This is a genomic window from Akkermansia sp. 54_46 (assembly GCF_001917295.1).
Classification (GTDB): Bacteria; Verrucomicrobiota; Verrucomicrobiia; order Verrucomicrobiales; family Akkermansiaceae; genus Akkermansia; species Akkermansia muciniphila.
Map to the genome: position 1 here is coordinate 273427 of NZ_MNUD01000033.1, position 12332 is coordinate 285758.

Sequence of the window (12332 nt, forward strand, 5' to 3'; positions counted from 1 at the left end):
GGGAAAACCAGACATATGGACAAATTCGCCCCATTCCCCGCCGAAACACGCACCTGTGTTTTTCCCTGCACACCCCCCCCTGTTCCCGGTAAATCAGCTGCAAAGACAGGGGCGTTTTACCTGCGTGCGGGAGACTCCCACGATAGAATGAGACGGCAATTCCGCCAATCACCCTTTCCCGGAGGCAACCGTGTTCCGGCGAATGAAGCCGGGGACATCATTACCTGATTTCCGGCAAGGGGGTGGAAATTTCCTCTTCCGTCAGATAGCAGCCGGGATCTGATCCGTACCAGTGCCCATGGGCAAACGCGGCACGGGTACGGAAACCTCCGCCGCACAGGGCGAAATGAGCGCAGCGGCCGCAACGGCCTTCAATTTTTTTCTGCCGTTCCAGAGGGTCGTCAGAGCCGCGCAGCTCAGGCAGCATTTCCACCGCAGCTCCGGCCCTGGCATCCCATAAATCGGAAAACCGGTCACTCTTCACGTTACCCAGAGTAACGGATTGCCAGAACTGGTCCGGATGCACGGCTCCCTGCGTGTCAATGTTGGCGATGCCCCGGCCGGAACTGTTCGCGCCGCCGCCATTCCACTGGAGCAGGCCAAGGGTTTCCTTCGCCAGGGGGGAACCTTCCCGGAGCTGGCGCAGAAGCAGGTAAATGCCGTCCGCAGGCTGGGTCACAGTCAGCACCTCACGGTTTTTTCCCTCCGCTTTCCATTCCTCCACACGGGCAATCAGCGTATCCATGGCATTCCGCGCTTCTTCCTGAGTCAGGGTCTGCACTTCCACACCGCGGCCAGTGGGAACCAGATGGTAAAAACAGACGCGCTGGATGTCGTTGGCGTCAATAAAGTCCAAAATCTGGCCCATGCACTGCACATTGTTGCGGGTCAGCGTCAGGCGCAGGCCCGTCTTCTGCCCCACTTCGCTGCAAAGCCTGAACCCACGCACCGCCTGCTCAAAAGAACCTTCCACACCGCGGAATTTGTCATGAACAGCGCCAATGCCGTCCAGGGAAATGCCTACGTACGCCACGCCCAGTTCCTTGAACCGCGCTGCAGCTTCCGGCGTGATGCGGGTACCGTTTGTGGAAATGGTCACTTTCAGCCCTTTCCCGGTGGCACGTTCCAGCAGTTCCATAAAACGAGGATGCACCAGCGGCTCCCCTCCTGAAAAAAGGAGGGCGTTCACCTTGTAGTCCGCCAAATCATCAATGACTGCGCAACACTGCTCCCAATCCAGCTCTCCCTTAAATTTCCGGGCAGAAGCATCCGCATAACAGTGTACGCATTTGAGATTGCAGGTGCGTGTAATGTTCCAGACCACAATGGGCTTGCGCATACGGGACGAAGCCGGCGCACAGGATTCCGCGGCGCCCCCTGCAAAACGGCCGTGCCCGTGGCCCTGCCCGTATCTCAAATGGTCCGCGGGCTGTTCCGCCCCTGTCCAAAGTCTGGTAATATTAATCATGGTGTTGTGAAAGCCTGGGCTGATAAGGGCAGAGGTTGTCTTCCGCCATCATGTCTCCGTAAACGGCATAAGCACGGGACCGGGAACCTCCGCAGATAGTACGGTACTCACACCGCCCGCATTTGCCCTGCAACGCGTTGTCATCCCGGAGCTTGAGGAAAAGAGGATGCGTGCGGTAGATTTCTCCAGGGTCATCCGTCCGGACGTTTCCTGCCGTCATGGGAAGAAAACCGGAGGGCTGGATTTCCCCGGTATGGGAAATAAACATAATGCCTTTGCCGTCCCGGGTGGGAATGGCGCGGCGGGCGGGCTTGCTTCCCTGAGCGCGGGCTTCCTGAAGCGCCACGCGGCGATAATGGTGCCCTTCCGTAGTTTTAACGCCGAAGGATACCTCATGGCTTATCCTGCTCAGTTTCTTCCAGATGGCTTCCACTTCTTCCGCCGCAGGCATTTCATCCATGGCGGCGCGGCCTGTGGGCACCAGAAGAAATACGCTCCACATGCCCGGCTTCATTCTTTTCATCAGCTCCACAAAGTCGTCAAATTCGCCCAGTGTGCTCTTGGTGATGGTGGTGTTGATTTGCAAATGCATGCCGGCTTCCTTCGCCATTTCCGCAGCCCGGAGAGTCCGTTCATATGTGTGGGGGACGCCGCGGAAGGCGTCATGGGTGCTCTCATGCGCGCCGTCCAGGCTCAATGACATGCTCTGGACTCCAGCTTCTTTCAATGCACGGAAATCCGTGTGCAGCAGCCGGGCGGTAGCAGCCGGGCTCAATGCTACATGCAGCCCTTTGCCGGAAGCCGCACGGACCAATTCCAGAATATCCGGCCTCATGACCGGGTCGCCGCCCGTCAGCACCAGCATGGGAGGCCGCAGTTCCGCCAACTGGTCAATCAGGCGCAATGCCTCCTCATGAGTCAATTCATCCGGGTGCGGACGCGGCTGGGCGACAGCGCGGCAATGCCTGCACGCAAGCGCGCAAGCGCGCGTCACTTCCCAGAAGACCAGGAAGGGGCGTTCATTGAGATCTGTTTCACTAAAAACCGGGCGCATTTTTCAGGACAGCCAATTTAGAACAATTATAATTTTTTGACCAGCCCAAAAGGACGCATCCTTTAAAAAGTTCACTTAGCCGCCTCTTCACGGATTTTCTGAACTTCCTTAGGTAATTCGGAAAGGGAATTCACTGCTTCCTTCAGGTTCTTGGAAGCATCCGGAGAAAGCATGATGGCCGTCACATGCTTGACAATGGGTTGCATCATTTCCACAAGCTGCTGCTGTACTCCCATCAGCTTGGCCTGCTGGTTGCGGGTGAGGGGCGGCAGGGCGGCCTGTTTCCTGGCAACGTCCAGCAAAGCCGCCCGGTAACGGCCTATCTGTTCCACAGCAGCCTTGCCGGTTTCTTCATCCCTTACCTTGGCCAGGGAATCATCAAGCTTTTTGACTTCATCCACAGTTTTGACCAGCAGGGTTTCATGCGTATTGCCCTCTGCATCCTCCGGGAACGGCTCCGCCTGCTCAGCCTTGTCCCGGGAAGCCTGCGCCAGTTCCGTCTGAACAGACCGCAAATCCGCCAGGGCTTTTTGCAAATCGGGCGTAAGCAGTCCTTCCTTTTTTAAACGGGCCAGGGATTTTACCAATTCGTCGGAAATTTTCTGCACTTCCGTCATCTGGGCAGAAACCTGAGCCTGCTCCTGGAGTGTGGCACCGGGAAGTTCCAGCTGCCTTTTTCCAAGATCCAGCAGTTTTTTGCGCACTTTTTTAACTGTTTCCACAGCAGCGGCAGCTCCGGGTTCATCCGTCACCTTATCCAAGGCTGCCGTAATTTCATGCATGCTGGCAACGCTCTGTCTGGTCAGGGAAAGATGGGAGTCCTGGGCAAATGAGGGAGCTGTTATGCAAACGGCAGCGCCCAAGCCAATGAAAGCAGCGGTTTTATTCATGATATGGAAGCCTTTCCGGCATGGAAGAATACGTTTTCCTCCCTTCCCCGTCAATGGCGGCTATTGTCAGGGCCACGGTATGAAAAAAGGACTGTCCGCAAGCAAGCGGACAGCCCTTTTGAAATTTTTAACAGGCCGACCTTAGTCACGCTGCTGGCGTGAATACTTGTAGTAGCTCTGGAAGCCGAGTTCCGCAGGGAATTCGCTCAGACCGCCATTGGGATTGTATTCCTTAAGGCCGCTCATGCCGCAACGTCCCTGATAAGGAGGCTTGTACGTGCATTTGTAAGTGGGAGCCCAGAAGGTGACAAGTTCATAGATTCCGTAGCCCATGCGCTCAAACATGGTCGCGGTGCCATCAACAATGCCTACGGAAAAACCGGCATAATCCCCCTCGCGGCTCGTCCAGTTGATGATTCCCAGCGGGATTTCTTCAACGGAATAAATAAGGTTGGCGATGGCGCGGCCCAGCTTGCGGGTGGGGGTGTATTCGGAAGCGGGGGGAGCCTGAATGTCCGCACTGGCGACGCCAAGGACGCCGGCGGCAAAAAGAGCTGAGATGATGGCACGTTTCATACTGATTGTTTATATAGTATAATTTGTCGAGGAAAAGCAACTCAAAAAAACAGAAAATCAATCTGACTCCGGCCGGGGGTCACGCGTCATGAGTTCCGCAAGTGCTTCCATAGGAGGTTTGGACTCATAAAGAACGGAATAAACGGCGTCAATCAGGGGCGTCCTCACATCCAGCTCCCGTGCAATTTCATAGACGGAAAGCGTGTTGGGCACCCCTTCCGCCACCATTCCCAGAGTATCCAGGATTTCCTGGAGGCTTTTCCCTTCCGCCAGCCTCCGCCCCACCGTCTGGTTGCGGGAGTGGCGGGAATAGCAGGTAACAATCAAATCGCCTACTCCGGAAAGGCCCATGAAGGTTTCCCTGCGGCCTCCGCTGGCCACGCCGATGCGCGTCATTTCCGCCAGGCCGCGGGTCAGCAAAGCGGCCTGGGCGTTATCCCCCAGGTTCAGCCCTTCGCATAAGCCGGCCCCGATGGCAAAGACGTTCTTAATGGTTCCGCCCAGCTGCATGCCGATAATGTCCGTAGCGGAATAAACACGGAAGGTTTTGGATGCAAATATCTGCTGCACCCAATCCGCATACTTCGGATCTTCAAATCCAATCAGGGAGGCGGACGGAAGGCCCAGGCAGATATCTTCCGCATGATTGGGACCGGAAAGCACGCCTATGGGGTTGGAGGGCAGATATTCCTGAAGGATTTCCGTCATTCTTTTATGGGTTCCCTGTTCAATGCCCTTGGTGCAGGAGACAATGACGGCATCCGGCTGCACCGGCAGGCTGCGCAGCCGCTGGGCCACGGAACGCATGGCCACGGAAGGTACCACTACTACAATGAGTTCCGCATCCTTCACCTGGCCCAGATCGCAAGTAGGATGGATATTGGGGGCCAGGGGAAGGGCGGTTTTCGAAAGGACGGGGCTGCGTCTTGTTTCGGCAAGCTGCCTGGCCTGAGCCTCTTCCGGCGTCCACAGGACGACTTCACATTCCCGGGTCGCCAGAACCATGGAGAGGGCCGTGCCCCAGGAACCGGCTCCAATGACTGCTATTTTATGTAACCGATTCATCATCTTACTTGGACTTTTTGGAATAGAAGGAGTGCTCCGTTCCGTTGAGAAGCCTTGCGATATTGGAACGGTGCTTGAGAATCACCAGTGCGCCTACCACCGTGAAAAAGGCGACGTAAAGTATCTGGGGGGAGACATCCCCGTCCTGGCAAAGCGGATAAATCCACCATCCGGCGGCGATCATCACCACAGCGGCCACCAGGCTGGCCAGGGACACGATGCCGGAGATTCCCATAACCACCAGCCAAGAAGCCAGAGCTACGCAAGCCACCACCGGATTGAGGGCAAATAAAACCCCCGCGGTTGTCGCTACGCCTTTTCCTCCCCTGAATCCCAGGAAACAGGTGTAAGTATGACCGAGTATAACAGCGAAACAGGAGAGAACTACCAAGACATTGAAATCCCAGCCGCCCGCATCCCCCGTCAGGAACGGCAGCCAGTTCAAGGCGCCGAACACAGGGATGAACCCCTTTAAGAAGTCCAGAATGAAAACGGAAAGGCCCCACTTCCAGCCCAGTACGCGCCACGCATTGGTAGCGCCTATGTTGCGGGAACCCTGCTGCCTCAGGTCAATCCCTCTGATTCTGCCGGCAAGGTAGCCGAACGGAATCGCTCCGATCAGGTAATAGAAAACTATCCAGGCAATCATGTTGTGCGGAGTGCATTTTAATCCCCCGCCGGTCAAATGACAATGGGGAAATCACCTCCGGCCCGGTTCTTTCCGGAGGGGTTGCTCCCGTAAAAGAACACCATACCTGACAGCCTCCTCCAGATCCTCATTTTCAAGGCTCTCCGTGCCCCGGTCTGCGGAAAAGCCCTGTTTAAGGCGCAATAAGAACAGCGCGAACATTTTCCCGCCCGCCCAGAACCATGCTCCCGCACTTCCTTCGCCGGAATAAGCTTATTTACCGCCCTCGCAGGGTTTCCGCATGACGGCAGCCCAGACGGAGGCATTATCCTGCTGGGGCTCCAGCATATCCTTCACCTGTTCCATAATGATCCCCACCAGCTCCCTGCTGGAACAATCCCTGGCCTTTTGAAGAGCCAGGAAAGAAGGTTCTCTCAACAGCTCGCTCCAAACCTGCAAGCCATCCGAGCATGCCAGCACCGCATCTCCCGGATGCAGGAGCAGGGGCATGGCGCTGATGTCCACCAGTTCCATGGGACCGCCCATAACGGCGGAACGGAGAATGCAACGCTGCCGAAGCGCACCCTGAAGTGACATTTTCCCCTTCCGGTAAAGGCAATCCGCAATCGGTCTCATGGAATGGTCTTCATTCAGACGGTCCATGCGAAAGCTGTCCGCTCCGCTCCATAAATACAGGGGGGAGTCTCCCACGCTGATCCACCACAGGAAATGGTCGCGGATGAAGACGGCCAGCAATGTGGTTCCGGATTCCTCCGGTTCCTTCTGAATGGCGGCCAACGCCCTGTTGGCAGCATGCAAAGCCGCCGTTAAACGTTCCGGGATATCCTCGATGCCGCTTTCCGCAAATACCGCAGCAAATTCCTGCGCCACCACACAGGAGGCGCAATCTCCGCGAAGATGCCCTCCCATGCCGTCGCACACGATGCCCAGCATCCCGCCGGCGGCGGGAAGACTTTTAACCACGTCTTCCTGCTCGCGGCGTTTGCCGATCCATTGGGCGGAAGCGCAGTCCAGAATATCCGGGGTGCGGGGAGCCATGCGGCCGGTGGTTCGGATTAACTGTCCTTACGTTTCAACTGCGGGAAGAGCAGCACGTCACGGATGGAAGAGGCCCCCGTCAGCATCATGACGACGCGGTCGATGCCGATGCCGATGCCGCCTGCGGAGGGCATTCCGTATTCCAGCGTTTCAATGAAATCATAGTCCACACGCTGGGTCTCCCCGGCAGCCTGGTGCTCCAGGCGTTCCTTTTGCACGTCAGGATCGTTCAATTCCGAATAGCCGGGGGAAATTTCCTGCCCGTTGATCACCAGTTCATATACATCCACTACGTCCGGATTTTCCCGGTTCAGCTTGGCCAGGGGAACCAAGTCCTTGGCCACGTGGGTAACAAAGCAGGGGTTCATGGTCTTTTCCTCCACCAGTTTTTCATACACCTGCTGGGAAACATCCACATCTTTCATATCCGGGCTGATTTCCACTCCCAGCTCTTCACAGCGGGCGCGGCGCGCTTCGGGGGAAATGTCAAACCAGTCTTCCCCTGCCACGCCCCGGATCAGGTCCTGGTAGTCGGCGCGTTTCCAGGGACGGCTGAGGTCGATTGTGTAAAGAACATTGCCTTCAGCGTCCTTGTGGTCAATCTGAAGGCCGCCGCAGAATTTTTCCGCCAGATGGCAGATGAGCTCCTCCACCATATTCGCCATGGTTTCAAAATCACCGCAGGCGCAATAGGCTTCCAGCATGGTGAATTCCGGGTTGTGGCGGCGGTCAATTCCTTCATTGCGGAAGCTGCGGTTGAGTTCGAAAATTTTCGTGAAGCCGCCCACCATCAGGCGTTTGAGGAAAAGCTCCGGGGCAATGCGCAGCGTCAGCGGCATATCCAGCGCGTTATGGTACGTTTCAAACGGCTTGGCGGCGGCCCCACCGGCCACATCCTGAAGCATGGGGGTTTCCACTTCCAGATAACCGCGTTCCTGGAGAAAGCGGCGGATTTCCGCAATCATGAGGGAGCGCGTCACGAACAGGGAGGCGCTTTCCTCATTGGAAATGAGGTCCAGGTGGCGCTTGCGGTAGGTCACCTCCTTGTCCGCCAGCCCGTGCCACTTGTCCGGCAGGGGGCGGAGGCTTTTGGAAAGAATGGTCAGTCCGGATACCTTTACGGTAGGTTCTCCGGTACGGGTCAGGAACGTGGTTCCCCTGATGCCGACCCAGTCCCCGCGGTCCAGGAGCTTCCAAAGCTTCCAGGTGGTTTCATCCACCTCATTTTTATGCAGGAACCCCTGGATTTTTCCCCGTACGTCCCCAATGACGAAAAACTGGGATTTGCCCATGTCGCGAATAGCCAGAAGGCGGCCGGCGACGGCTACCTGTTTGTCTTCCTGGAAATCGGCTTTCAATCCGGCGGGAGTGGTGGTCACGTCAAATCTTGCGCCGTAGGGGTCAATTCCCAGCTCACGGATTTTGGCGAGCTTGTCGCGGCGCACGGCAATAAGTTCGGATTCCGTCGTAGTCGGATGTGCCTGCTGTTGTTCGGACATAGTGCGGGGATTCTAAAGGCTTGCTTCCGTTTTGGCTAGCGCATTGTCAGGCAGAGGGGACATTTTTGGCGGCCGGTTTTGACCCGAAGGTTCCTCCCCCCCCTTTTTCGGAAGCCGGACGCCGGAACATGCCCCAGTATTCCGGCCATTTTGCAAAAAGCCTGGACAGAACCACATAAAGCACGATATTCAAAGGAATTGAAACAAAACTGGTCTTATTATTAAAAAATGGCCGGCAAATCCCCACATACGCATAATTGCTTTTACCTTTGGCACCAGACATGTTATAAATGTTCCCGTTAAGACGCACCTTATTTATCAATTATATACTATCCGTGCAGACTTATGAGTGATCAGACAACCGTAACTTACAGCACGATTGACGCTAACGAAGCCGTAGCCTCCGTAGCCTATCGTTTTTCTGAAGTCATTGCCATTTACCCCATTACACCATCTTCTCCGATGGGTGAATCAGCTGAAAGCTGGGCCGCTGTCAACAGGAAGAACCTGTGGGGCACCGTTCCCTCCGTAGTGGAAATGCAGAGTGAAGGCGGCGCGGCAGGCACCGTTCACGGCGCCCTCCAGACCGGAGCGCTTGCAACTACGTTCACCGCATCCCAGGGGCTCCTGCTGATGATCCCGAACATGTTCAAAATCGCAGGGGAACTGACTCCCGCCGTGTTCCACGTAGCCGCCCGGTCCCTGGCTTACCAGGCCCTTTCCATTTTTGGCGACCACAGCGACGTGATGAGCGCCCGCTCCTGCGGATGGGCCATGCTGTGCGGCTCCTCCACTCAGGAAGCTGCGGACTTCGCCGCTATTTCCCACGCCGCTACACTGGAATCCCGCATTCCTTTCATCAATTTCTTTGACGGGTTCCGCACGTCCCACGAAATCGGCAAGATTGCAGACATCACGGACGATACCCTGAACGGCATGATTAAGCAGGAATGGCTGGATTCCTTCCGGGAACGAGCCCTGACTCCTGATGCTCCCGTTCTGCGCGGCACTGCCCAGAACCCGGACGTTTACTTCCAGGGACGTGAAACGGTCAACCGTTTCTATGAAGCCACTCCGGCTATTGTCCAGAACGCCATGGACAAATTCGCGGAACTTACCGGCCGTTCCTACCATCTGGTGGATTACACCGGCGCTCCGGACGCCGAACGCGTCATTATCCTGATGGGATCCGGCGCTGAAGCTGTGGAAGAAACGGTAGAAGCCATGATGACCCGGGAAAACGCCAAGGTAGGCGTGCTGAAGGTGCGCCTGTTCCGCCCATTCCCCGCCGCCGAACTCGTCAAGGCCCTACCCGCTACGGTCAGGAAAATCGCCGTGCTGGACCGCACCAAGGAACCCGGCTCCCAAGGAGAACCGCTCCACCAGGACATCATCCAGGCCCTCTTCGACGCCCAGGCCAACGGCACGCTGCCCTTCACCAACGGCATGCCCAAGGTGGTAGGCGGACGCTACGGCCTCTCCTCCAAGGAATTCACCCCCGCCATGGTCAAGGGCGTCTATGACAACCTGGCTCTGGACACTCCCAAGAATCATTTCACCATCGGCATTAACGACGACGTACTGGGCACCAGCCTCCCGTATGATGAAGATTATTCCACGGAAGCGGACGACGTGACGCGGGCCATGTTCTTCGGCCTCGGCTCCGACGGCACCGTGGGCGCCAATAAGGATGCCATCAAGATCATCGGCCAGCATACGAACCTGTATGTGCAGGGCTACTTCGTGTATGACTCCAAGAAATCGGGGTCCTCCACCATTTCCCACCTGCGCTTCGGTCCCCGTCCGATCAAATCCACATACCTGATCACCAAGGCAAACTTCCTGGCCCTGCACCAGCCTTCCCTGCTGGATTTGTTCGACTTCCTGAAGAATGCCGCCAACGGCGCCACTTTCCTGATGAACAGCCCGCACCCGGCGGACAAGCTCTGGGACACGCTGCCCGCCCGCATGCAGCAGCAGATTCTGGACAAGAACATCAAGCTCTACACGATTGACGCTTTTGCCGTGGCCCGCAAAACGGGCATGGGCGGCCGCATCAATATGATTATGCAGACCTGCTTCTTCAAGCTGGCCAGCGTGATTCCCGCGGATGAAGCCATCGGCTACATCAAGAAGGCCATTGCCAAAACCTACGCCAAGAAGGGCCAGGAAGTGGTGGACAAAAACATCGCCGCCGTGGACGCCACGCTGGAAAACCTGCACCAGGTGGACACAACCGGAAAAACTGTAAACGGACACGCCATTCCGCCCGCCATGTCCCCGGACGCTCCGGACTACGTACAAAACGTCCTTGGCAAGATGATGTGCGGTGAAGGCGACAGCATCCCGGTCAGCCAAATGCCCGTGGACGGCACATTCCCGAACGGAACGTCCCAGTACGAAAAACGCAATCTGGCCCTGGATCTGCCGGAATGGGATCCGACCCTCTGCATCCAGTGCGGCAAGTGTACCGCCGTCTGCCCGCACGCGGTTATCCGTAGCAAATTCTTCTCTCCTGATGCTCTTGCAAACGCTCCGGAAGGGTTTGAATGCCTGGATGCCAAGCATCCGGACTGGAAGGGAGAGAAATTCGTCATCCAGATTTCCCCGAACGACTGTACGGGCTGTACGCTCTGCGCGGACGTCTGCCCGGCCAAGAGCAAGACGGACCCGACGCACAAGGCCCTGACCATGGTCCCGGCCGGGAAGATTCACGACAAGGAAGAAGCCAATTGGAATTTCTTCCTGAGCCTTCCGGACGTGGACCGCACCAAGGTAAGAACGGACAACATCCGCTCCATGCAGGTGCTGCGCCCGCTGTTCGAATTCTCCGGCGCCTGTGCCGGCTGCGGTGAAACCCCGTATGTAAAAATGCTCTCCCAGCTCTTCGGCAACCGCCTGGTGGTCGCCAATGCTACGGGCTGCTCCTCCATTTACGGCGGCAACCTGCCCACCACCCCGTGGTCCCATGACTCTGAAGGGCGCGGCCCCGCCTGGGCCAACTCCCTGTTTGAAGACAACGCCGAATTCGGTCTTGGCTTCCGCGTCTCCCTGGACAAGCAGATGGAACACGCCATTGAGCTTCTTCATGAAGCTGCCGGTGCCGTGGGCCAGGAACTGGTGGATCGGATACTGGCTAATCCGCAGAAGGATGAAGCAGACATCGCCCAGCAGCGTGAAAACATTGAAGAACTCAAGAAGAAAATCGCCGGCAAGCCGGAATACGCGCGCCTCCTGGCCCTTGCGGATAAACTTGTCCGCAAGAGCGTGTGGATTCTGGGCGGCGACGGCTGGGCCTACGACATCGGCTACGGCGGCCTGGACCACATTCTGGCCAGCGGCCGGAACGTGAAGGTGCTGGTCATGGATACGGAAGTATACTCCAACACCGGCGGCCAGTGCTCCAAATCCACCCCGCGCGCCGCAGTAGCCAAATTCGCCACGACCGGCAAGCCCGGAGTGAAAAAGGATCTGGGCCTCATGGCCATGACTTACGGCAACGTGTACGTGGCCTCCGTCGCTCTCGGCGCCAAGGACGAACACACGCTGAAAGCCTTTGTGGAAGCGGAAGCCTATGACGGCCCGGCTCTCATCATCGCCTACTCCCACTGCATCTCCCACGGCATCAATATGGCCAAGGGCCTGCAGCAGCAGAAGGCATGGGTGGATTCCGGCCGAGTCCTGCTTTACCGCTATAATCCGGACCTGGCCCGCCAGGGCAAGAATCCGCTGATTGTGGAAGGCAAAGGCCCGAAAGGCGATCTGCGCGATGTGCTGCTCAGCGAAAACCGCTTCAAGCTTCTGGCGAAGACCAATAAGGAAGGATTCGAAAAACTCCTTGAAGAAGCCCAGAAGGATGTCTGGCACCGCTGGAACCTGTACCAAAGCATTGCCGGCATGGGTTCCGACAAACCTGCGGAATAAGGTACAGGCCGCTTAATTTCAACGCCCCTGTCCGGCTTATCCGGCAGGGGCGTTTTTTACTGCCGGATTTCATGAAAAACAAACCATGAATATTTCGGGGAGGGGACTGCCTTTCCGCCCCGCCATACAGCCACGCAAGCAGGCTTCCTGCGCCAGTACTTTCCCTTTC

Annotated in this window: 9 protein-coding genes; 1 reads left to right on the forward strand and 8 read right to left on the reverse strand. The window is 57.0% G+C overall.

The window, feature by feature from the left end:
• Nucleotides 1-220: 220 nt before the first annotated feature.
• From BHW66_RS08470 to lysS, 8 genes are all read right to left on the reverse strand, one after another.
• Complete coding sequence (locus tag BHW66_RS08470; RefSeq protein ID WP_046436438.1) at nucleotides 221-1468, reverse strand: radical SAM protein; 1248 nt, start codon at nucleotides 1466-1468, stop codon at nucleotides 221-223.
• Nucleotides 1461-2522 (reverse strand): radical SAM protein, encoded by a 1062-nt coding sequence (locus BHW66_RS08475; protein ID WP_046436436.1) that lies wholly within the window; start codon nucleotides 2520-2522, stop codon nucleotides 1461-1463. The genes BHW66_RS08470 and BHW66_RS08475 overlap by 8 nt, the downstream gene beginning before the upstream one ends.
• Before the next feature lie 71 nt (nucleotides 2523-2593).
• Nucleotides 2594-3412: a hypothetical protein gene (locus BHW66_RS08480; RefSeq protein WP_046436434.1), complete on the reverse strand. Its 819-nt coding sequence runs from the start codon at nucleotides 3410-3412 to the stop codon at nucleotides 2594-2596.
• 141 nt (nucleotides 3413-3553) lie between these two features.
• Nucleotides 3554-3988, reverse strand: a complete 435-nt coding sequence (locus BHW66_RS08485; protein ID WP_046436432.1) for an exosortase system-associated protein, TIGR04073 family — start codon at nucleotides 3986-3988, stop codon at nucleotides 3554-3556.
• Between the two features lie 57 nt (nucleotides 3989-4045).
• A complete protein-coding gene (locus BHW66_RS08490) occupies nucleotides 4046-5056 on the reverse strand; it encodes an NAD(P)H-dependent glycerol-3-phosphate dehydrogenase (RefSeq protein ID WP_046436431.1) in 1011 nt (336 codons plus the stop codon).
• A gap of 1 nt (nucleotide 5057) precedes the next feature.
• Nucleotides 5058-5702, reverse strand: coding sequence for a glycerol-3-phosphate 1-O-acyltransferase PlsY (plsY, locus tag BHW66_RS08495; protein WP_012419845.1), 645 nt, complete (start codon nucleotides 5700-5702; stop codon nucleotides 5058-5060).
• Between the two features lie 252 nt (nucleotides 5703-5954).
• Nucleotides 5955-6740 carry a protein phosphatase 2C domain-containing protein gene (locus BHW66_RS08500; protein ID WP_022198151.1) on the reverse strand — a complete coding sequence of 262 codons (786 nt, stop codon included), beginning with the start codon at nucleotides 6738-6740 and terminating at the stop codon, nucleotides 5955-5957.
• Nucleotides 6741-6757: 17 nt separating this feature from the next.
• On the reverse strand, nucleotides 6758-8239 hold the full coding sequence (lysS, locus tag BHW66_RS08505) for a lysine--tRNA ligase (protein WP_022198152.1): 1482 nt from the start codon (nucleotides 8237-8239) through the stop codon (nucleotides 6758-6760).
• A 345-nt stretch (nucleotides 8240-8584) separates the two neighbouring features.
• Between lysS and nifJ the strand changes: the two genes are divergently transcribed.
• Nucleotides 8585-12163, forward strand: coding sequence for a pyruvate:ferredoxin (flavodoxin) oxidoreductase (gene nifJ / locus BHW66_RS08510; RefSeq protein WP_094140598.1), 3579 nt, complete (start codon nucleotides 8585-8587; stop codon nucleotides 12161-12163).
• Nucleotides 12164-12332: the final 169 nt, after the last annotated feature.